Below are 19844 nucleotides of genomic sequence, written 5' to 3'. Positions count from 1 at the left end.
GGGATAAACGGGGTGAATCGGGATATACTGTCTGAATATTTTTGACAATCATCCGGACGACGATGCTAAACCTTCAGCGCGTGACCATGTTTATCGCCGTGGTGGACGCCGGCAGCTTCACCCAGGCCGCCGCGGCGCTGGGGCAGACCAAAGCGGTGGTCAGCTTTAACGTAAGGCAACTGGAAAATGAGCTGGGGGTGACCCTGCTGCTGCGCTCGACGCGCCGTCTGCGGCTCACTGACGCCGGGGCGCTGTTCTATCAGCGTGGGGTGGAGCTGCTGAAAGCGGCGGAAAATCTGCAGGATGAGGTTCGGGCCAGCCATAGCGGTTTAAGCGGAGAGCTGCGGATCACCACCACGCCGGAGTATGGCGCACAGGTTATCATCCCGGCGCTGGCGGCGTTTTCCCGTCATCATCCGGCGTTACGGGTGCGGCACGTCTCGTCCTCCCATCATGCGGATCTTATCTCCGAACGATTTGACGTGGCGATACGCCTCGGCACGTTGGCCGATTCCCGCTACCGGGCGACGCGGATTGCCAGTTTTGCGATCCTGCCCGTCGCCTCACCGGCCTGGCTGGCGAGCCATCCGCTGCAGACGCTGTCCGATCTGGCGCAAGCTGACTGGATTATTCACGAGCGTCTGCCGGCGCCGCTGCGCTGGCAGCTGCGAACGGATGAACAGGCAGAGGTGGATTTTACGATAGTCAACGCGCCACGGTTTTCAGCCGACAGCGCCACGGCGCTGATGAGCTTTGCTCTGGCCGGATGCGGCGTCGCTTTGCTGCCTGCCTGGCTGGTGGCCGGGAAACTGGCGCAGCGGGAGCTGGTGGCTGTCCTGCCGGAATACCATTTCCCGCCGCAGGGCGTTTATGCCCTTTTTCCCGATGCGCAGCATATGCCGACCCGGGTGCGGGCGTTTATCGACTTTCTGCGTGAGCAGCTCGACTAGGCGCTTGCTCAGGGAACCATCATCTTACGCACCAGCCGGGAGAACTGCTCGCGTTCATCATCGCTCAGGCGGCCGAGAAACTCGTCATCGACCTCATTGCCTTGCGGAATGGAACGGTTAAGCAGCGCCTCGCCTTCGTCGGTCAGAAAGACAAAACGGCGGCGTTTATCGGCCGGATCGTGCTCCCGGCGCACCAGGCCGCGCGCTTCCATCCGGCTGAGCATCTCCGCCAGCGTGGCCTTAGTACTGACCGCCGCTTCAATCAGCACCACCTGTTCGATCCCCGGCTGCTCGGCAACCGAGCGCATCACCGCATACTGAGGCTTAGTCAGGTCCGGTAACGCCTGCTGCCAGCGGGCGGTATGTTGTTGAAAAAGCTGGCGCAGCAGGTGGAATGCTTCGTTTCGTAACTCCATGAATACTCCGTAACAAAACTGTCACCTCTATGATAGCTGTTCGTACGCCTTTTTATACCTTTTCCCTGTTTGATTAAAAATGCGCACGTATACGAACGATCTTGTTATTTGAATCAGGAAGGGGTAATTTAAACATAAAGTTCGTGTACGAACAAAGTGAATGAGGTGTGGAATGAAACTGATTATTGGGATGACGGGGGCCACCGGGGCTCCGCTTGGGGTGGCATTGCTGCAGGCGCTGCGCGATATGCCGGAGGTGGAAACCCATCTGGTGATGTCGAAATGGGCCAAAACCACCATCGAGCTGGAAACGCCGTGGACGGCACGGGAAGTGGCCGCGCTGGCGGACTTTTCCCACAGCCCGGCCGACCAGGCCGCCACCATCTCATCAGGTTCATTTCGCACCGACGGCATGATCGTTATTCCCTGCAGTATGAAGACGCTGGCGGGCATTCGCGCGGGCTATGCCGAAGGGCTGGTGGGCCGCGCGGCGGACGTGGTGCTTAAAGAGGGGCGCAAGCTGGTGCTGGTCCCGCGGGAAATGCCGCTCAGCACGATCCATCTGGAGAACATGCTGGCGCTGTCCTGGATGGGCGTGGCGATGGTGCCGCCGATGCCGGCTTACTACAACCACCCGGAAACGGTTGACGATATCACCAACCATATTGTGACCCGGGTGTTGGATCAGTTTGGCCTCGACTACCACAAGGCGCGCCGCTGGAACGGCTTGCGTACGGCAGAACAATTTGCACAGGAGATCGAATAATGGCTTTTGATGATTTGCGCAGCTTTTTGCAGGCACTGGATGACCAGGGACAACTGCTGAAAATCAGTGAAGAGGTGAACGCTGAGCCAGACCTGGCGGCGGCGGCCAATGCCACCGGACGCATCGGCGACGGCGCCCCGGCGCTGTGGTTCGATAATATTCGCGGCTTTACCGACGCCCGGGTGACGATGAACACCATCGGCTCGTGGCAGAACCATGCCATCTCGCTGGGCCTGCCGCCCAACACGCCGGTGAAAAAGCAGATTGATGAATTCATCCGCCGTTGGGATAACTTCCCGGTGACGCCAGAGCGCCGCGCCAACCCGGCATGGGCGGAAAACACCGTGGATGGCGACGATATCAACCTGTTCGATATTCTGCCGCTGTTCCGCCTCAACGATGGCGACGGTGGCTTCTACCTCGACAAAGCCTGTGTCGTTTCGCGCGATCCGCTTGACCCTGACAACTTCGGTAAGCAAAACGTCGGTATCTACCGTATGGAAGTGAAAGGCAAGCGCAAGCTCGGCCTGCAGCCGGTGCCGATGCACGATATCGCCCTGCATCTGCATAAGGCGGAAGAGCGCGGGGAAGACCTGCCGATCGCCATTACCCTCGGTAACGACCCGATTATCACCCTGATGGGCGCCACGCCGCTGAAATACGATCAGTCAGAATATGAAATGGCCGGCGCGCTGCGCGAGAGCCCGTATCCCATCGCCACCGCGCCGCTGACCGGCTTTGACGTGCCCTGGGGTTCGGAAGTGATCCTCGAAGGGGTGATTGAAGGCCGCAAGCGTGAGATAGAGGGGCCGTTCGGTGAGTTTACCGGCCACTACTCCGGCGGTCGTAACATGACGGTAGTGCGCATCGACAAAGTCTCGTATCGCAGCAAACCGATTTTTGAATCGCTCTATCTCGGTATGCCATGGACCGAAATCGACTATCTGATGGGCCCGGCCACCTGCGTGCCGCTGTATCAGCAGCTGAAGGCAGAGTTTCCGGAAGTGCAGGCGGTCAACGCCATGTACACCCACGGTCTGCTGGCGATCATCTCCACCAAAAAACGCTACGGCGGCTTTGCCCGCGCGGTGGGACTGCGGGCGATGACCACTCCCCACGGCCTCGGCTATGTGAAGATGGTGATTATGGTTGATGAAGACGTCGACCCGTTCAACCTGCCGCAGGTGATGTGGGCGCTCTCCTCTAAGGTTAACCCGGCGGGAGACCTGGTGCAGTTGCCGAACATGTCGGTCCTTGAACTTGATCCAGGCTCCAGCCCGGCGGGCATCACCGACAAACTCATTATCGACGCCACCACCCCGGTTGCGCCGGACCTGCGCGGCCACTACAGCCAGCCGGTGCAGGATCTGCCGGAAACCAAAGCCTGGGCTGAAAAACTGACCGCCATGCTGGCCAACCGTAAATAAGGAGAAGAAGATGATTTGTCCACGTTGCGCCGATGAAAAGATTGACGTCATGGCGAAATCGCCGGTGAAAGGAGTCTGGACGGTGTATCAGTGCCAGCACTGTCTGTATACCTGGCGGGATACCGAGCCGCTGCGCCGCACCAGCCGCGAGCACTATCCTGAAGCGTTCCGGATGACGCAGAAAGATATTGATGAGGCGCCGCAGGTACCGCACGTCCCGCCGCTATTGCCGGAAGATAAGCGTTAATGAAAAGAGCCTGCTAAGGGCTTATCCTGTTAAGGCTATTTTACCTGCCATTTTAAAACTGGGTCGTGCGCAAACTGCCTGCGACCATCATGCCTACTGGGATAATCTCTCCGTCGGCTTTTTTATATTTCGCAAAATGATAAAAGTTATTTACTCATTAAATCCAGAAATTATGTAAAGGGGTAATATAATGGGGCGCTTTTGCGAGCCTGCTTCCAGATTATTATAAAATCCGTCTGATTAATTCCTTGCAGATAAATTTCACGCCCTGACGAGTATAGAATAGCGGCGGGTGCTTGAGGCTGTCTGGCCTTGAGCATTACCAGGACCCCAGACAGACGAAAGCCCCAGGAGATATTTCTATCAACTGAGGCTAGCGAATGAACATCGACAATTCAGATGTTAGTCTCTTCTTTGCAGGGAGGCAAGATATGCTGACAAAATATGCCCTTGTGGCAATCATCGTACTCTGTATTACGGTACTGGGATTTACGCTGTTGGCGCACAGCTCACTATGCGAGCTGAGTATTAAAGAGCGTAATATTGAGTTTAAAGCTGTTCTCGCTTACGAATCGAAGAAGTAGCATCCGCGCGGGGGCAACCCCGCGTATCGGTTGTCAGGACGCATCCTCTTGCACCCATTTTTAGTTTGTTAAAACGGCAGCGCTGAACGGCGCTGCCGTTTTTCACCTTAATAGGGCGATTGGGGTGCTAGACCAGACTTTTCAGACGATAAATCCACTCCAGCGCCTGACGCGGGGTCAGGGAGTCCGGATCAAGATTCTCCAGCGCCTCAACTGCAGGCGAGGTCTCTTCCGGGGCGGCGAGCAGCGACATCTGCGTGCCGTCGACCTGGGTCGCCGCCGCGTTGGGCGAAATACTCTCCAGCTCGCGCAGTTTCTGCCGCGCGCGCTTGATCACTTCTTTCGGCACCCCGGCCAGCGCGGCGACCGCCAGGCCGTAGCTCTTGCTGGCCGCGCCATCCTGCACGCTGTGCATAAAGGCGATGGTGTCGCCATGCTCCAGCGCGTCGAGATGGACGTTGGCGACGCCTTCCATTTTCTCCGGCAGCTGAGTGAGCTCGAAGTAGTGGGTGGCGAACAGCGTCAGCGCCTTGATTTTGTTGGCGAGATTTTCCGCACAGGCCCATGCCAGCGACAGACCGTCGTAGGTGGACGTGCCGCGGCCAATCTCATCCATCAGCACCAGGCTGTGTTCGGTGGCGTTGTGCAGGATATTGGCGGTTTCAGTCATCTCCACCATAAAGGTCGAGCGGCCGCTGGCCAGGTCATCCGCCGCGCCGACGCGGGTAAAGATGCGATCGATGGGGCCTATCTCCACCTTCTGCGCCGGGACGTAGCTGCCGATATAGGCCAGCAGCGCAATTAGCGCGGTCTGGCGCATATAGGTACTTTTACCGCCCATGTTCGGCCCGGTGATGATCAGCATCCGCCGCTGCGGCGCCAGCTGCAGCGGGTTGGCGATAAACGGCTCTTTCAGCACCTGCTCGACCACCGGATGGCGGCCTTCGCTGATGCGAATGCCCGGCTTATCGCTAAAGGTCGGGCAGCAGTAGTTCAGGGTTTCCGCGCGTTCCGCCAGGTTGACCAGCACGTCCAGCTCGGACAGCGCGCTTGCGCTCGCCTGCAGGTCGGCAAGATGCGGCAGCAGCAGGTCGAACAGTTCGTCATAAAGCTGTTTTTCCAGCGCCAGCGCCTTGCCCTTGGAGGTCAGCACCTTATCTTCGTATTCCTTCAGCTCAGGAATAATGTAGCGTTCGGCGTTTTTCAGCGTCTGGCGACGCACGTAGTGGATCGGCGCCAGGTGGCTCTGGCCGCGGCTGATCTGGATATAGTAGCCGTGGACGGCGTTGTAGCCGACCTTCAGGGTATCGAGGCCCAGCCGCTCGCGCTCGCGGATCTCCAGCTTATCGAGATAATCAGTGGCGCCATCGGCCAGCGCCCGCCACTCGTCCAGCTCTTCGCTGTAGCCCGGGGCGATAACCCCGCCGTCGCGGACCAGCACCGGCGGCGCGTCGATCACCGCGCGCTCCAGCAGTTCGCGCAGTTCGCTAAACTCGCCCATTTTTTCGCGCAATTTTTGCACCGGCTGGCTGTCAACGTCGGCCAGCTGCTCGCGCAGCAGAGGCAACTGCTGCAGGGCATGACGCATGCGGGCTAAATCGCGTGGACGGGCGGTACGCAGCGCCAGACGCGCCAGAATACGTTCCAGATCGCCGACCTGGCGCAGCACCGGCTGCAGCTCGGTATAGCGCTCCTGCAGCGCGCCGATGGTCTGCTGGCGCTCCACCAGCACGGCGGTATCGCGGACCGGCATATGCAGCCAGCGCTTGAGCATCCGGCTGCCCATCGGCGTCACCGTACAGTCGAGTACCGAGGCCAGCGTGTTATCGGTGCCGCCGGCGAGATTCTGGGTGATCTCCAGATTACGGCGGGTGGCGGCATCCATAATGATGCTGTCCTGCTGGCGCTCCATGGTGATGGAGCGAATATGCGGCAGCGAGGTGCGCTGGGTGTCTTTGACATACTGCAGCAGGCAGCCGGCGGCGCACAGGCCGCGGGGGGCGTTTTCCACGCCGAAGCCGACCAGATCGCGGGTGCCGAACTGCAGGTTAAGCTGCTGGCGCGCGGTGTCGATTTCAAATTCCCACAGCGGGCGACGGCGCAGGCCGCGGCGGCCTTCGATCAGCGACGATTCGGCAAAATCTTCCGCGTACAGCAGCTCCGCCGGATTAGTACGCTGCAGCTCTGCCGCCATGGTTTCGCGGTCGGCCGGTTCGCTCAGGCGGAAGCGGCCGGAGCTGATGTCCAGCGTCGCGTAGCCAAAGCCTTTGCTGTCCTGCCAGATGGCGGCCAGCAGGTTGTCCTGACGCTCCTGCAGCAGCGCTTCATCGCTGATGGTGCCCGGCGTGACGATACGCACCACTTTACGCTCGACCGGCCCTTTGGTGGTGGCCGGGTCGCCTATCTGCTCGCAAATAGCTACCGACTCGCCCTGATTAACCAGTTTCGCAAGATAGTTTTCCACCGCGTGGTGGGGGATGCCGGCCATGGGAATGGGTTCGCCCGCGGAGGCGCCGCGTTTGGTCAGCGAGATATCGAGCAGCTGCGACGCGCGTTTCGCATCGTCATAAAACAGCTCGTAAAAATCCCCCATCCGGTAAAACAGCAGAATGTCAGGATGTTGCGCCTTCAGCTTGAGATACTGCTGCATCATCGGCGTGTGGGCGTCGAGATTGTCAATTGTGCTCATGGGGTGTTATCCAGATCCCTGATTTGAAATGGCGGCGATTTTGTTGTTTTCGTCGTTATCACATGGATGAGACATGATAACGGAGATGGGCAGGCGAGGGAAACTGACGAACGCGCGCGGCGCGATCCGGATTCCGGTTGCGCCGCGCGGGGGTTACGGCGCCAGATAGACCTGGGGGGCCGCGTTGTCCGGATGCTGGCCGAGGCGGACATCCGCCCCGTACCAGCGATGGATAACTGGCTGCTGGATCACCTCCTGCGGCGTGCCCTGGGCGACCAGATGGCCCTGGTGAAGCAGCAGGATGCGGTCGGCCCACAGGGCGGCGAGGTTAAGGTCATGCAGCACCACGCACACGTGCAGTTGCCCGCCGGCGGTGAGCCGTTTGAGCAAGCGCAGCAGATGCTGTTGATAGTAAAGGTCCAGCGCCGAGGTGGGTTCATCAAGAAACAGCCAGCCCTGCGGCGCGCCGTCGTGCCACAGCTGCGCCAGACAGCGGGCGAGCTGTACCCGCTGCTGCTCACCGCCGGAGAGGCCGGGATAGCGGCGGCCGGCAAGTTCATCGCAGCCGGTGACGGCCATTACCGCCGCCAGCACCGCCGGGTCCGCGGTCGGACCCCACGGCGAGCGCCCCATGGCGATGACCGTTTCCACCGTCCAGTCAGCCTGCAGGGCCGTGCGCTGCAGCATGACCGCCCGCCGGCGCGCCAGCGCCTCGGGTGACCATTCCTCCAGCGGCGTGCCCGCCAGATGGCGAGTGCCGCTATCCGGAGTCAGGTACCCGGTAAGCAGCCGCAGCAGCGTGGATTTGCCTGCGCCGTTCGGCCCGATAAGCGCCGTCATCTCGCCGCCGCGCAGCGCGACGGAGACGTTGTCGATAATCTGTCGTTTACCAAGGCGAAGTGACAGACCCTGGGCGCAGTATGCATTAGCCATGTCTGGAGTTCTCCCGACGAAAGACCAGCCACAGAAACCAGGGGGCGCCCAGCAGGCTGGTGAGCAGACCGACCGGCATCTCCGCCGGCGCCGCCATGGTGCGGGCCAGGGTGTCGGCCAGCAGAAGCAGGATCGCGCCGGCCAGCAGCGAGCCGGGGATCAGCCCGCGATGGTCCGGCCCCAGCCACAGGCGCATCAGGTGCGGCACCACCAGGCCAATAAAGCCGATGACGCCGCTGATGGCCACCGCCGCGGCCACCAGCACCGCGCTGCACAGCAGCAGCCAGCGCTGCAGCGCCCGCACGTTGACCCCGAGATAGTGCGCTTCTTCATCGCCGAGCTGCAGCAAATTCAGGCGGGAGGCCATCCACCACACCGCCAGCGCCGCCGGGATGATCAGGGTCGCAGCCACCAGCAGGGTCGGCCACTCGGCCTGGCCCAGGCTGCCCATGCCCCACAGCGACAGCTGGCGCAGCTGGGCGTCGTTGCTCAGCCAGGCCAGCACGCCGACCAGCGCCCCGCACAGCGCGTTGATGGCGATCCCTACCAGCAGCAGGCGCGACAGCGAACCCTCCTCCGCCCGGCTGAGGATAAAAATCACCACCATCACTGCCAGGCTACCAATAAACGCCGCCAGCATCGGCATATACAGGGCGATCAGCCCCGATGCGGAAAGCGGGAGCACCAGCCAGCAGGCCACCGCCAGCGCGGCGCCGCTGCTGATGCCCAGCAGGCCCGGGTCGGCTAGCGGGTTGCGAAACAGCCCCTGCATCACGCAGCCGGAGAGGGCCAGCGCCGCGCCTACCAGCAGGGCCAGCAGCACCCGCGGCAGACGGATGGTCAGCCAGATGTGGCGCAGCATCTCATCCCCGGCGGGCAGCAGGCTGGCCAGCGGCAAACGCATCGCGCCAAGGGTGGTGGCGAACAGCGTCAGCGAAACCAGCAGTAGCGTCATCATCAGCAAACGGCGGGCGAGGGCAGGGCGCATCAGGGCAGTTGCTCCGCTTTTTCACGCAGCGCGATAATTGCCTGCGGGGTGCGCGGCCCAAAGCCGAGCAGGGCCATGTCGTCGATCGTCAGCAGCTGTTTATGGCGACCCGCCGGGGTCTGCGCCAGGCCGGGCAGGCTCCACAGCCCGGCTTCGCCGCCCATCCCTTTGAGACCATCGGCGGAGATCACCACCAGATCCGCCTGGCTGGCGGCCACTCCCTCCTGCGACATCGCCCGATAGTGGTCGAAGCCCTGCATCGCGTTCTGCAGACCGGCGGCGCGAATGGCGCCATCGGCCGCGGTGTGTTGCCCGGCCACCAGGGTATTCATTCCGCCGTGGCTGAGAATAAACAGCACCCGCCTGGCAATCGGCTGCGTTGGAATGGCGGCGATCTGCTGCTGAAGCTGCTGGCGCAGCGCGTCGCCTGCCGGGGTTTTGCCTAATGCTTCGGCAATGACGGCCACTTTTTTATCGATCGCGGCCAGGTTTTCGCCGCCAGGCACGTTAACCACCTTCACGCCGCTCGCCTGCACCTTTTGTAAGACCAGCGAGGGCTGCGCCTGGGCGCTCGCTAACACCAGCTGCGGACGTAATGCGAGGATCCCCTCAGCGTTCAGCTGCCGCAGGTAGCCGACATCCGGCAGTTTTTGCGCCGCCGGGGGCCAGCTGCTGGTGCTGTCCCGGGCGACCAGGCTCTGTTGCGCGCCAAGGGCATAGACGATCTCAGTGACATCTCCGCCGAGGGTGACGAGCCGCTCCACAGCGGCGTGGCTCAGCAGCGGGAAGGCGATGAGAAGCAGTAACCAGCGCATCATGCGGGCAGTCCTTCGCGGGTCAGACGATCCACCTGCTGGCGCCATTGCGCCTGCTCGGGGTGGCCCTCGCTGCGCTGGCCATAGAGCTGGGCAATCTGGGTGCCGTCTTTGGCGAACAGCTCGATGCTGGTGACGTGTCCGTCTGAGGTCGGCTTACGGGTCACCCACACTTCATCGATGCTCTCTTCGCGCAGATGGAGGGTAAAGGTGGGATTGAAGATATTCAGCCAGCCGCGCATCGGCGCCAGCTTTTCCAGGGCGCCGGTGAAAATCTGCACGCAGCCGCGATTGCCGACGAAGATCATGATTTCATTGCCCTCCTGGCGCACCGTCTCCAGTAACGCTGGCAGCGCATGGCGATCAACGCGGCAGGCGAGGTCGTCGCTCACCAGACGGAAGGCCTGCTGGCGGGAAAGCTGATATTTACGCAGCAGACCGAAGAACTGGTGTACGTCGGTCATCTCGCGCCAGTCGTTCTCCAGCGCGGCTCCATCGGCGCTCTCGGCATATTTCACCGGCTCCAGCGGGCGCAGGGTCAGCGGTGCCGGGGCCGCCACCCGATACTCCGCGATCAGGGTGTCCCAGGCCGCCATGTCGGTCTGCGTGGTCGCATAGACTTTCAGCAGGGCGTCACCGTGGTGGTCGAAAAACTGAATGCTCTGGCGACCGTTATCGTTCAGATGGAAGGCGCTGGCCCACTGGCTGAGGAACAGACGCAGGTCGAGCGCGCGCGGGTTGAGCACCAGCCCGGCGTGGCCGCTGAGGTGCTGGTGCGTGAACTGGCCGACCTGCTCATGCACGGCATACTCGTTGCGGCAGATGCATTTGGTTTCACCGACGCGCTCCAGGCCGGCAATCAGCGCCCGGGCGTCATCGCTCAGGCGCACGGCATCATGGCCGAGGCGGGCGGCGGTCAGTTCGGCTTCGCTGATCCCCATTTCCGCGGCGATATCGCGGGCATATTTCGCGGTGCTGGCCGCTTTGGTGGCCTGGTAGCGCTGCCACAAATCGGGGTGGGCATTGGGCATAATTATATCCTTCTCGATGATCAATATCCCCGGCCGGTGGGCCGGGGCAGGTGAGTGGTTATTCGGACAATCAGAAGTCGACGTTGACTCCGAGCTGCCAGGTGCGGCCCGGCATCACCGACAGCGCTTTATCGTTGGCGTCCTGGTTGGTGCCGGTCTCGATATTGCGGCTGCTCAGGTAATCCCAGTATTTACGATCGGTGAGGTTGTAGACCCCGCCATTGAGGCGCACGTTTTTCGCTACCTGCCAGTACGCGGTCCAGTCCAGCATGCCGTAGCCCGGCACGCGCATATAGTCGCTGCTGGCATCGGTGATGGCGGATCCGCTGTTGCTGTAGCTTTCGCGATTGGTGGCGGTCGCCTGTTTCCCTTTGACGAAGGTCGCCGTCAGGGCGGTGCCGTAGCGTTTCGCCGGATCGTCCCACGCCACGCCGACGATGGCTTTCATCGGCGCTACGCTGTCGAGGTCGACGTATTTATCGCCGCTGTAGCTGGATTTCGATTTCCCTTCGCTATAGCCGAGGGCGAGGGTGGCGCTCAGGCCGTCCACCTGCTCATACCAGGTGCCAAAGTTAAATTTAGTGCTGATTTCACCGCCGTAGATATAGGCTTTATCGCGGTTTTCCGCCTGATAAATGGTGTAGATATTCGACGGCACGTTGGTGAACTGGCCCGGATTATTCGCCCGGGTATAGCGGGTATAGGCGATAAAGTTCTTATAGCTGTTGTAGAACAGCGCCGTGCGCAGAGTGATGCCTTCGGTAACTTCCCCCTTCAGTCCCCACTCAAGATTATCGCTGGTTTCCGTCTTCAGATCGGTATTGCCGATCAGGGCATACTGCTGGCTGCCGGCGTAGCTGGAGCCAAGGTTCCAGGAGCCATACAGCTGGCTGGCGTTGGGGAACTGCGCCCCGCGCTGGTACTGCAGGTAGGTCATCAGACGCGGGGTGAGGTCGTACTGGAAGGTCAACGACGGCAGAACCTGGGTATCGCTGTTTTTACCATACAGCCTGGCCACTGACGATTCGGTCAGCGCGCTGCTGTTGGCGGCGAGGTCGGACAGATTTTCCGGCTTCGTCGATTGATGTACCACACGCACGCCGGGAATAATGGCGAAATTGTGGCTATCGAGATCGAAGTTGATCTTATCCTGAACAAAACCGCCGAGGGTGTAGCTGCGGCTATCCGCCTCCGGCTGCATGATCTCGCTGTAAACGCTGGGGATTGGCGACTGGCTGAACGGCCGCTGGGTTTTGCTGGTGCTGGCGTTAAAGCCGGCGCTCAGATCGTGGCGGCCCAGGGTTTTCGCCAGTGCGGTCTGCAGGCCCCAGGTGTCGGTGTCGTAGTTGGAGTTCACCGTCTGCATTCTGCGGGTGACGCTGTCCGGCATATACGTCCAGTCATGGGCTTCGGTATGCTGGTAATAGATTTTACTGGAGACGCTGTCGAGGTAGTCATTCATCGGCGTCCAGTCATCCTTCAGGCTCAGACCCCAGCGCCGGGTCTGGCTGGTCTGGTTGGCGGTGCCGATGGTGCTGTTGCCGCTGGAGTCCCAGGTATCGTAGTGGGTGTGGTTGGTTTTATGGTAATAGTCGAAGGTGCTGGTTAGCTTGTGCTCGTCGTTGGGCTGCCAGATCCCGGAGGCCAGAAAGGCATCGGAGTGCCAGTTCGCCGGGTAGGCATCGACGGTGCCGCTGTTATTTTCGGTTTCCTGACCATCGCGGCGGCTGTAGACCAAAATGCCGCGCAGGAACTCATCGCCGCCGGCGACGGTCACCCCGTTGTGCCAGCTGCGATCCGCGGAGTCGTAGCCGCTGCGATAGCCGAAGGCGCTGGTTTTGCCCGGGCGCAGGTAATCATCCGCCGATTTCGGGCGGAAGGAGACATTCCCCCCGATGGCGCTGTTGGCCGTTTCCGTCGAGGTGGCGCCGGACTGGATATCCACGCTGCCGTACATATAGGGGTCGATATAATCGCGGCCGATGCCGAAGGTGTTGAGCCCGGCGCGACCGACGTAGCCACGGCCGGTGGCGTTGGGCTGGGCGATACCGTCCACGTCGATGCCGACGCGGTTGCTCTCCATACCGCGAATGTTGTAGCCGGTGTAGCCCCCGCGGTCGAAGCCGCTTTTGCCGTTGCCGGAGCCGCCGCTGGCCCCGGTGGCGCTGATGAGCGGCTCATAGCGCATGATCGAGCCGAAATCGTTAGCGCCTTTATCCTCCAGCTCCCGGGCGCTGATGCTGTGCTCGTTACCGGCTTTTTGCGCCGGCGCGGGAGCGGTGACGGTCATTTGTTCCGAGGTGTCATCCACCGCCTCGCCGCCGATGGCGGAAGTGCCTGCTGCGACGGCAGAAGTTTGATAAATTGCTGCAAGCAAAGAGGTCACCAGCAGGCGTTTTTTACACCCTGCTGCTGACGGAGTCGATTTGTACATAGTCGCCACGCCTTGATCGTTATTAGTATCGGCTCACGCGTTACTTCCAGAGTTGCAGGTTGCTCCGTCTTTTCCGTTGCGGATAGGGTCTAACTCCATTTGTTGATTGCGAATGGTAATGATAGGTATTATCGTTTGCAACAAAATATTGATGTATTCCTCATTTAAACTGCACTTTGTTTACACTGTGCCCTTTCAGCCTGAGCGAGATGACGATGAATTCAAAAGCGGCTATCACCATCACCTATTGTTCCCAGTGCAACTGGATGCTGCGCGCCAGCTGGATGGCGCAGGAGCTGTTACACACCTTCAGCACCGATATCGCCTCGGTGACGCTGGTGCCGGGCACCGGCGGGATCTTCACTATCGATATCGACGGCCAGCAGATCTGGGAGCGCAAGCAGGATGGCGGCTTTCCGGATGCGGCAGAGCTGAAACGCCGGGTGCGCGATGTCTGCTTCCCGGAAAAAGCATTGGGGCATGTTGATAAACCCGCTAACCCGACCTGATCGTTAGGAAAGCGGCTGCGTGGCCGGCTTAAAAGGTGTATTATTGATGCATCTTTTTGTGGGGAGGGAAATTGACGGTGGGCAAACGCATCGAACGTGAAAAGCAGACGATCGGTCGGATGATTGGGCTTTATCAGCGCCGCTGTCCGGAGGCCCGCGACGACGCCGAACACTATCAGGCGCTGAACGCCTACGCCGATAAGCGCCTTGATAAGTGCGTGTTTGGCGACAATAAACCGGCCTGCAAGCAGTGTCCGGTGCATTGCTACCAGCCGGCGAAGCGCGAAGAGATGAAGCAGATTATGCGCTGGGCCGGGCCGCGAATGCTCTGGCGTCACCCGATCCTGACCCTTCGCCATCTGCTGGATGACAGGCGGCCGGTGCCGCCGCTGCCGGAAAAATACCGACCGAAAAAATAGCGGCCTTCCCCGGCCTGCGCGGCGCGCAGCCGGCGGACAACTCGCGTTTTTTGTAGCCCCGGTAAGGCGTTAGCCGCCGCCGGAGATGGTTGCTGAAGTTTTCTGTTTCCGGCTATCCCGGATCGTGCTTGCCACAAAGGCGACCACAAACAGCGCGGTGAACAGCACCACGATAGTCGGCGCCGGCGCGCTATCGAGATAAAACGCCAGCCACACCCCTCCCGCCGAGCAGCAGACCGCCACTGCCACCGCCAGCAGCAGGGCGTGGATAAAGCGCCGTACCAGCAGGAGCGCGATCGCCCCGGGGGCAATCAGCAGCGAAATCGACAGAATAATCCCTACCGACTGCAGCGTCGCGACGATGGTCAGGGCGATCATGCACAGCAGGCCGTAGTGCAGCAGCCCCACGCGCAGGCCGCTGGCTTTGGCCTGCGTCGGATCGAAGGCGTGCAGCAAAAAATCCCGCCATTTCAGCCCGATAATCAGCGCAATCACCAGCGCGATAGCCGCCGTTTGTCCAATATCGCTGAGGGAGATCCCCAGCATATCGCCGAACAGAATATGGTCGAGATGGACGTCGGACTGGATCGCTACGTACAGCACCAGCCCGGCGCCAAACATGCCGGAGAAGACAATTCCCATAATGGTATCGCGTTTGAGGCGGCTGTTATCGTCAAGAAAACCGGTCGTTACGGCGCACAGCAGCCCGGCGATAAACGCGCCGATGGCGAAGGGGATGCCGATAATGTAGGCCAGCACCACGCCGGGAAAGACCGCGTGGCTCATGGCGTCGCCCATCAGCGCCCAGCCTTTAAGCACCAGAAAGACCGACAGCAGCGCGCAGGGCACGGCGACGACCATCGATACCGTTATCGCGTTGACCATAAATGGAAACTGAAACGGAGCCAGGAACAGATTCAGCATGCAGCCTCCCTGGCGCGGCGGCGGTTGGCCAGCAGGCCATGCTTCGGCGCAAAGATAAAGGTGATGAGGAACAGCAGCGTTTGCGCCACCACGATAATACCGCCGGTGGCGCCGTCGAGATAGTAGCTGAGCCAGGCGCCGAAGAAGCTGGTCAGGCTGCCGATGGCGACGGCGATGGCCAGCAGGCGCGGGAAGCGGTCGGTTAACAGCCAGGCGGTGGCCCCGGGAGTGACCACCAGGCAGATGACCAGAAAGGCGCCGACGGTCTGCAGCGCCGCTACGGTGCAGGCCGCCAGCAGGGTAAAGAACAGCAGCTTCAGGCCGCGGGTGTTCAGACCAATCGAGCGAGCGTGGTTTTCATCGAAGAAGGTCACCATCAGATCTTTCCACTTCAGCAGCAGGATCGCCATCGAGATAAAGCCGATCGCCGCCAGCTGGATAATATCCTCCGGGGCGATGGCCAGAATATTGCCGAGGATAATGGTCTGGATATTCACCGACGTCGGGTTCAGCGACACCATAAACAGTCCGATACCGAAGAAGGAGGAGAAGATCAGGCCGATAATCGCATCCTCTTTTAGCCGCGATCGCTGCTGCAAAAACAGCATACTGCCCGCCGCCAGGCCGCCCGAGAGAAACGCGCCGAGGGCAAACGGCAGGCCGAGCATATAGGCCCCGGCGACGCCGGGCACAATCGAGTGGGAAAGGGCGTCGCCAATCAGCGACCAGCCTTTGAGCATCAGGTAGCAGGAGAGAAAGGCGCAGACGCCGCCCACCAGCGCCGATACCCACATCGCATTGAGCATATAGTGATAGCCAAACGGCTCCAGCAGCCAGCTCATCGTGGTCCTCCCGCCGCGCGCCGGCTGATAAACGGCCGCTCGTCATCGGTGATAATCTGCGCTTCCGCGCCGGTGAGGGCGACGTGGCGCAGCACGCCGCTGAAAGCCCGCTCCAGATTCTCGGCGGTGAAGGTGGTTTCTGTCGGGCCGCTGGCCAGCACGGTGCCTTTTACCATCACCGTATAATCGCAAAACTCACTTACGGACCCGAGGTTATGGGTGGAGACCAGCATGGTGCAGCCCTCATCGCGTAGCTCGCGCAGCAGGCTGATGATCCGCGCTTCGGTCTGCACATCGACGCCGGTAAAAGGCTCATCCAGCAGGATCACCTGACCCTGCTGAGCGATGGCGCGGGCAAGGAAGACGCGCTTTTTCTGCCCACCGGAGAGCTCGCCAATTTGCCGATGGCGGTACTCGCTCATGCCCACGCGGGCCAGCGCGGCATCGACGATTTCGCGATCGCGCGGCTTTGCCCGCCGCAGCCAGCCCATATGGCCGTAGCGGCCCATCATCACCACATCCTCCACCAGCACCGGGAAGGACCAGTCCACCTCTTCCGACTGCGGGACATAGGCGACCAGATTCTGGCGCAGCGCGCGATTGACCGGCTGGCCGAGTATGGCGATTTCGCCGTGACCGATGCGCACAAAGCCCATCAGCGCTTTAAACAGCGTGGATTTACCCGAGCCGTTAACCCCCACCAGCGCGGCAATGGCGCCGCGTGGTACGCTGAACGAGGCGTCGCGCAGGGCGGTGTGGCCGTTGCGCCAGGTAACGGTGAGCTGGTCGACATACAGACCCGCTTGCGCTGTATTCATAGCTGTTTCCTCATCCCGTCCTGGATACCGTTGACGATGGTTTCGGTGGTGACGCGCAGCAGGTCGAGCCAGGTCGGCACCGGGCCGTCGGCGGCGCTCAGGGAATCGACATACAGCAAGCCGCCGTAGTGGGCGCCGGCTTCGCGCGCCACCTGACGCGCCGGTTTATCGGAGATGGTGCTTTCGCTGAAGATCGTCGGGATCTGTTCTCTCTTCATGGTGTCGATAACCTTGCGCACCTGTTGCGGGGTACCCTGCTGGTCGGCGTTAATCGGCCACAGATAGAGTTCGCGCAGGCCATAGTCGCGGGCCAGATAGGAGAAGGCTCCCTCGCTGGTGACCAGCCAGCGCTTATCCTCCGGCAGCTGCGCCAGTCTGGCCTGCAGCGGCGCCATCGTCTGGCGGATCTTCTCTTTGTAGGCCTCGGCGTTGCGGCGATAGGTGTCGGCGTGAGGCGGATCGTATTTCACCAGCGCGTCGCGAATATTATCGACATAGATCAGGGCGTTATCTGCCGACATCCAGGCATGGGGATTGGGCTTCCCGCTATAGGGACCCGCGCTGATGCCCATCGGCTGGATCCCCTCGCTGACCACCACCTCCGGGACGCCCTGCAAGTGTTGATAAAAGCGGGCAAACCACCGTTCGAGATTGAGACCATTGCTGAGGATCAGCTGCGCCCCCTGTGCGCGTTTGATATCGCTGGGGGTGGGCTGGTAGTCGTGGATCTCCGCGCCCGGTTTGGTGATGGAGCTGACGACGGCGGCATCGCCGGCCACGTTCTGCGCCATATCGGCGATAACCGTGAAGGTGGTGATAACCCTGAATTTCTCCTGCGCCGAGGCCGGCGCCGCGGCCAGCAGGGCCAGCGCGCTGGCCAGCAGCAATGATTTCAGCGGTGTCAGATGCAGCATAGGATCCCTCGCAATGGTGTGGTTAATTTCTCAGCGTTTATAGCAATTGCTATGTTATATAGCACAAGCTATTTATAAATGAAAATAATTCTTATTTGCGTGCGGGGATAATAATGAGCCGGGAAACGAAAGCGCGAGAAAGGGGGAGGCAAGGTTGGCCCGGCGCGAACCGGGCGGAGATCAAGAGATATCGGCGACCGACTGGCGCGGGATCAGGCGGCCGGCCAGCGAGCGGCCCTCGGCGGTGAACGTTGGCCGGTCGTCTATCAGGCTGCGAATACGCTGAATACAGTTATCCAGCAGCGCCTCCAGTGGCCATGAGATGCAGGTCAGCGGCGGATAGAGCAGCGAGGCGAGGGGGGAATCCTCAAGGCTCAGCAGGGAGACCTCCTGCGGGACGGCGATGGTGAATTCGCGCAGCAGGCGCATTGCTTCAGCCGCGTAGCGGTCGCGTTTAACGATAATGACTGAGTATTTACTGAAGCTGTTAATTAAGGTCAGCAGCGCCTGCTCGACATCATCGTTGGCCGTCAGCACCAGCTGGCGGTTAAAAGGAATGGAGTAGTTCTGCAGGACGTTGCGGTAGCCTTCCAGCATCTGGCGGCTGGCATCGTCGCTATCGCTGTCCACCAGCAGGGCGATGTTGCGGTGTCCCTTGCCAATCACATAGCGGCAGGCGCTTTCGGTGGCGAAGGCGAAGTCATAGCCCTGGCTGTTGCTTCCAGCGACGCCGAAGCGGTCAAAGGCGATAACGTTGCGCGGCGCGTCGGCGGCAACGGCGCCCAGCACCACCACCGCCACGCACTGGCGCTGCAGATCGTCGATCGCCGCCGCCTGCTCTACCGGGTCGCTGACGTACTGGACCAGCAGGCTTTTATTCAGCCCTTTCAGCGCCTGCGAGAGGAGCGGCAACAGACGCGCGCCGTGGCTCTCGTCCTGCGCGGAAATCACCAGGCCAACGTGGCTGGATGTCTGACTGGCGAGGTTTTGCGCGGCAAAGCTCGGGCGATAGTTGAGTTCTTCAACGGCCCGCAGCACAGCTTCCCGGCTCTCTTCGCGCACGCCCCGGGTGCCGGTCAGCACGCGGGAAACCGTCGCTCTTGAGACATTCGCTAATCTTGAAACATCATCAATCGTTGGCATGGCTTTTTCTGTCTGGACATTTTCGCCTAGCTTAACATACCTGCTGAAAAAAGTGTCTACCGAGGCCCGTCCGCGGCGCCGGGCAACCGGGGCAGCCAGGCCGCGCCGCGCACGCCGCTGGCGTCGCCGAAGCGGGCCGGTTTGATCTGCGTGCGGCAGCTGTCGGAGAAGATCCACGGCACGATGGCGGCAGGTAGATCGCGATAGATCTGGCTGACGTTGGACAAACCGCCGCCCAGCACAATCACCTGCGGGTCGAGAATGTTGATCACTGACGCCAGGCTGCGGGCAAAGGCGTCGATAAAATGACGCCAGTGGGCCAGCGCGCGCGGATCGCCGTTTTGCGCTGCGGCGACAATGGCTTCCGCACGCGCTTGTTCCCCGTAGCGGCGGGCGAAGCCGGTGCCGGAAACAAAGCTTTCGATGCAGTTCGTTTTGCCGCAGTAGCAGGGCTGCGGCGGGCCATCGCGCTCAGGAGTATAGCCCGGCAGCGGATTATGTCCCCACTCTCCGGCGATAGCGTTGGGGCCGCTGAGCAGCTGTTGATGAACGGCGATCCCGCCGCCGCAGCCGGTACCGATAATCACTCCGAAGACGGTGGTGGCGCCGGCGCCGGCGCCATCGACCGCCTCGGAAAGGGTGAAGCAGTCGGCATCGTTTGCCATCCACACCGGTTGGCCAAGCTGCTGCATGATATCCCGGCGCAGATCGTGGCCGTTGAGCACCAGGCAGTTGCAGTTTTTAATGCGTCCGCTTTGCGGATCGATAGCCCCGGGCAGGCCGATCCCCAGAGTGAACGGCTGCGGGCTGACCGCGCGCATATCGGCAATCAGGGTCAGCAGTTGACGCATAAAGGCGTCATAGCTCTCTTTGTGGGTTGGCCGACGCAGGCGCTGGACGCATTCGCCTGCGGGATCCAGCAGTACGGCCTCCATTTTGGTGCCGCCAATATCTATTCCAAGATGTAACATAGTGACCTCGGGGTATCAGACCCG

General features: G+C 61.1%; 20 protein-coding genes. 7 read left to right on the top strand and 13 right to left on the bottom strand.

Features of this window, described 5'->3' with window-relative positions; genetic code table 11:
* Positions 1–62 precede the first annotated feature (62 nt).
* Positions 63–950 carry a LysR family transcriptional regulator gene (locus ACQUTI_RS14450; RefSeq protein WP_065802667.1) on the top strand — a complete coding sequence of 296 codons (888 nt, stop codon included), beginning with the start codon at positions 63–65 and terminating at the stop codon, positions 948–950.
* An 8-nt stretch (positions 951–958) separates the two neighbouring features.
* Here the strand turns inward: ACQUTI_RS14450 and ACQUTI_RS14445 are convergent, their stop codons facing one another.
* Positions 959–1366, bottom strand: a complete 408-nt coding sequence (locus ACQUTI_RS14445; RefSeq protein WP_004205611.1) for a MarR family winged helix-turn-helix transcriptional regulator — start codon at positions 1364–1366, stop codon at positions 959–961.
* A 172-nt stretch (positions 1367–1538) separates the two neighbouring features.
* Between ACQUTI_RS14445 and ACQUTI_RS14440 the strand changes: the two genes are divergently transcribed.
* From ACQUTI_RS14440 to ACQUTI_RS14425, 4 genes are all read left to right on the top strand, one after another.
* Positions 1539–2132 carry a non-oxidative hydroxyarylic acid decarboxylases subunit B gene (locus ACQUTI_RS14440; RefSeq protein WP_428923295.1) on the top strand — a complete coding sequence of 198 codons (594 nt, stop codon included), beginning with the start codon at positions 1539–1541 and terminating at the stop codon, positions 2130–2132.
* On the top strand, positions 2132–3559 hold the full coding sequence (locus tag ACQUTI_RS14435) for a non-oxidative hydroxyarylic acid decarboxylases subunit C (protein WP_004205612.1): 1428 nt from the start codon (positions 2132–2134) through the stop codon (positions 3557–3559). The genes ACQUTI_RS14440 and ACQUTI_RS14435 overlap by 1 nt, the downstream gene beginning before the upstream one ends.
* Before the next feature lie 10 nt (positions 3560–3569).
* Positions 3570–3806, top strand: coding sequence for a non-oxidative hydroxyarylic acid decarboxylases subunit D (locus tag ACQUTI_RS14430; RefSeq protein ID WP_017899174.1), 237 nt, complete (start codon positions 3570–3572; stop codon positions 3804–3806).
* A 431-nt stretch (positions 3807–4237) separates the two neighbouring features.
* Positions 4238–4390 carry a Hok/Gef family protein gene (locus ACQUTI_RS14425; RefSeq protein WP_032417706.1) on the top strand — a complete coding sequence of 51 codons (153 nt, stop codon included), beginning with the start codon at positions 4238–4240 and terminating at the stop codon, positions 4388–4390.
* A gap of 127 nt (positions 4391–4517) precedes the next feature.
* On the opposite strand, the gene mutS is transcribed toward ACQUTI_RS14425, so the two are convergent.
* The 6 genes from mutS to ACQUTI_RS14395 all read right to left on the bottom strand — a co-directional run bounded on the left by mutS (position 4518) and on the right by ACQUTI_RS14395 (position 13280).
* Positions 4518–7079 carry a DNA mismatch repair protein MutS gene (gene mutS / locus ACQUTI_RS14420; protein ID WP_114508406.1) on the bottom strand — a complete coding sequence of 854 codons (2562 nt, stop codon included), beginning with the start codon at positions 7077–7079 and terminating at the stop codon, positions 4518–4520.
* A 153-nt stretch (positions 7080–7232) separates the two neighbouring features.
* Positions 7233–8012 (bottom strand): heme ABC transporter ATP-binding protein, encoded by a 780-nt coding sequence (locus tag ACQUTI_RS14415; RefSeq protein ID WP_114508405.1) that lies wholly within the window; start codon positions 8010–8012, stop codon positions 7233–7235.
* Positions 8005–9000 carry a FecCD family ABC transporter permease gene (locus ACQUTI_RS14410; protein ID WP_017899167.1) on the bottom strand — a complete coding sequence of 332 codons (996 nt, stop codon included), beginning with the start codon at positions 8998–9000 and terminating at the stop codon, positions 8005–8007. The genes ACQUTI_RS14415 and ACQUTI_RS14410 overlap by 8 nt, the downstream gene beginning before the upstream one ends.
* A complete protein-coding gene (locus ACQUTI_RS14405; RefSeq protein ID WP_023319005.1) occupies positions 9000–9818 on the bottom strand; it encodes a heme/hemin ABC transporter substrate-binding protein in 819 nt (272 codons plus the stop codon). The genes ACQUTI_RS14410 and ACQUTI_RS14405 overlap by 1 nt, the downstream gene beginning before the upstream one ends.
* A complete protein-coding gene (locus ACQUTI_RS14400) occupies positions 9815–10846 on the bottom strand; it encodes a hemin-degrading factor (RefSeq protein ID WP_254465500.1) in 1032 nt (343 codons plus the stop codon). The genes ACQUTI_RS14405 and ACQUTI_RS14400 overlap by 4 nt, the downstream gene beginning before the upstream one ends.
* 70 nt (positions 10847–10916) lie before the next feature.
* Complete coding sequence (locus tag ACQUTI_RS14395; RefSeq protein ID WP_428923294.1) at positions 10917–13280, bottom strand: TonB-dependent receptor domain-containing protein; 2364 nt, start codon at positions 13278–13280, stop codon at positions 10917–10919.
* Between the two features lie 215 nt (positions 13281–13495).
* Between ACQUTI_RS14395 and ACQUTI_RS14390 the strand changes: the two genes are divergently transcribed.
* Positions 13496–13789 (top strand): SelT/SelW/SelH family protein, encoded by a 294-nt coding sequence (locus tag ACQUTI_RS14390; RefSeq protein ID WP_004205627.1) that lies wholly within the window; start codon positions 13496–13498, stop codon positions 13787–13789.
* 77 nt (positions 13790–13866) lie between these two features.
* Entirely contained in the window at positions 13867–14208 is a 342-nt protein-coding gene (locus tag ACQUTI_RS14385) for a nitrous oxide-stimulated promoter family protein (protein ID WP_017899162.1), read from the top strand.
* Between the two features lie 69 nt (positions 14209–14277).
* On the opposite strand, the gene ACQUTI_RS14380 is transcribed toward ACQUTI_RS14385, so the two are convergent.
* From ACQUTI_RS14380 to ACQUTI_RS14355, 6 genes are all read right to left on the bottom strand, one after another.
* On the bottom strand, positions 14278–15132 hold the full coding sequence (locus ACQUTI_RS14380; protein ID WP_032456516.1) for a metal ABC transporter permease: 855 nt from the start codon (positions 15130–15132) through the stop codon (positions 14278–14280).
* A complete protein-coding gene (gene sitC / locus ACQUTI_RS14375) occupies positions 15126–15974 on the bottom strand; it encodes an iron/manganese ABC transporter permease subunit SitC (RefSeq protein WP_023319000.1) in 849 nt (282 codons plus the stop codon). The genes ACQUTI_RS14380 and sitC overlap by 7 nt, the downstream gene beginning before the upstream one ends.
* Positions 15971–16792, bottom strand: a complete 822-nt coding sequence (locus tag ACQUTI_RS14370; protein WP_023318999.1) for a manganese/iron ABC transporter ATP-binding protein — start codon at positions 16790–16792, stop codon at positions 15971–15973. The genes sitC and ACQUTI_RS14370 overlap by 4 nt, the downstream gene beginning before the upstream one ends.
* Entirely contained in the window at positions 16789–17706 is a 918-nt protein-coding gene (locus ACQUTI_RS14365; protein WP_428923293.1) for a metal ABC transporter substrate-binding protein, read from the bottom strand. Before ACQUTI_RS14365 ends, ACQUTI_RS14370 begins: the two co-directional genes overlap by 4 nt.
* A 180-nt stretch (positions 17707–17886) precedes the next feature.
* On the bottom strand, positions 17887–18849 hold the full coding sequence (locus ACQUTI_RS14360; protein WP_004205633.1) for a LacI family DNA-binding transcriptional regulator: 963 nt from the start codon (positions 18847–18849) through the stop codon (positions 17887–17889).
* 56 nt (positions 18850–18905) lie between these two features.
* The gene (locus tag ACQUTI_RS14355) at positions 18906–19820 is read right to left on the bottom strand and encodes an ROK family protein (RefSeq protein ID WP_023318996.1); all 915 of its coding nucleotides are present in this window, start codon (positions 19818–19820) and stop codon (positions 18906–18908) included.
* Between the last annotated feature and the right edge of the window lie 24 nt (positions 19821–19844).

The sequence above is a fragment of the Klebsiella sp. 7-CIP_Kleb. genome (genome assembly GCF_050378655.1).
Classification (GTDB): domain Bacteria; phylum Pseudomonadota; class Gammaproteobacteria; order Enterobacterales; family Enterobacteriaceae; genus Klebsiella; species Klebsiella quasipneumoniae.
The sequence above is the reverse complement of the archived record's forward strand: the minus strand, read 5'-3'. Positions and strand labels throughout refer to the sequence as shown.

What these genes read in the sequence shown, in the direction of transcription:
- mutS (WP_114508406.1), bottom strand. Translation starts at nt 7,079, where the DNA reads ATGAGCACAATTGACAATCTCGACGCCCACACGCCGATGATGCAGCAG.
- ACQUTI_RS14360 (WP_004205633.1), bottom strand. Translation starts at nt 18,849, where the DNA reads ATGCCAACGATTGATGATGTTTCAAGATTAGCGAATGTCTCAAGAGCG.
- ACQUTI_RS14390 (WP_004205627.1), top strand. Translation starts at nt 13,496, where the DNA reads ATGAATTCAAAAGCGGCTATCACCATCACCTATTGTTCCCAGTGCAAC.
- sitC (WP_023319000.1), bottom strand. Translation starts at nt 15,974, where the DNA reads ATGAGCTGGCTGCTGGAGCCGTTTGGCTATCACTATATGCTCAATGCG.
- ACQUTI_RS14415 (WP_114508405.1), bottom strand. Translation starts at nt 8,012, where the DNA reads ATGGCTAATGCATACTGCGCCCAGGGTCTGTCACTTCGCCTTGGTAAA.
- ACQUTI_RS14425 (WP_032417706.1), top strand. Translation starts at nt 4,238, where the DNA reads ATGCTGACAAAATATGCCCTTGTGGCAATCATCGTACTCTGTATTACG.
- ACQUTI_RS14365 (WP_428923293.1), bottom strand. Translation starts at nt 17,706, where the DNA reads ATGCTGCATCTGACACCGCTGAAATCATTGCTGCTGGCCAGCGCGCTG.
- ACQUTI_RS14355 (WP_023318996.1), bottom strand. Translation starts at nt 19,820, where the DNA reads ATGTTACATCTTGGAATAGATATTGGCGGCACCAAAATGGAGGCCGTA.
- ACQUTI_RS14400 (WP_254465500.1), bottom strand. Translation starts at nt 10,846, where the DNA reads ATGCCCAATGCCCACCCCGATTTGTGGCAGCGCTACCAGGCCACCAAA.
- ACQUTI_RS14435 (WP_004205612.1), top strand. Translation starts at nt 2,132, where the DNA reads ATGGCTTTTGATGATTTGCGCAGCTTTTTGCAGGCACTGGATGACCAG.
- ACQUTI_RS14380 (WP_032456516.1), bottom strand. Translation starts at nt 15,132, where the DNA reads ATGCTGAATCTGTTCCTGGCTCCGTTTCAGTTTCCATTTATGGTCAAC.
- ACQUTI_RS14440 (WP_428923295.1), top strand. Translation starts at nt 1,539, where the DNA reads ATGAAACTGATTATTGGGATGACGGGGGCCACCGGGGCTCCGCTTGGG.
- ACQUTI_RS14405 (WP_023319005.1), bottom strand. Translation starts at nt 9,818, where the DNA reads ATGATGCGCTGGTTACTGCTTCTCATCGCCTTCCCGCTGCTGAGCCAC.
- ACQUTI_RS14450 (WP_065802667.1), top strand. Translation starts at nt 63, where the DNA reads ATGCTAAACCTTCAGCGCGTGACCATGTTTATCGCCGTGGTGGACGCC.
- ACQUTI_RS14445 (WP_004205611.1), bottom strand. Translation starts at nt 1,366, where the DNA reads ATGGAGTTACGAAACGAAGCATTCCACCTGCTGCGCCAGCTTTTTCAA.
- ACQUTI_RS14370 (WP_023318999.1), bottom strand. Translation starts at nt 16,792, where the DNA reads ATGAATACAGCGCAAGCGGGTCTGTATGTCGACCAGCTCACCGTTACC.
- ACQUTI_RS14395 (WP_428923294.1), bottom strand. Translation starts at nt 13,280, where the DNA reads ATGTACAAATCGACTCCGTCAGCAGCAGGGTGTAAAAAACGCCTGCTG.
- ACQUTI_RS14410 (WP_017899167.1), bottom strand. Translation starts at nt 9,000, where the DNA reads ATGCGCCCTGCCCTCGCCCGCCGTTTGCTGATGATGACGCTACTGCTG.
- ACQUTI_RS14430 (WP_017899174.1), top strand. Translation starts at nt 3,570, where the DNA reads ATGATTTGTCCACGTTGCGCCGATGAAAAGATTGACGTCATGGCGAAA.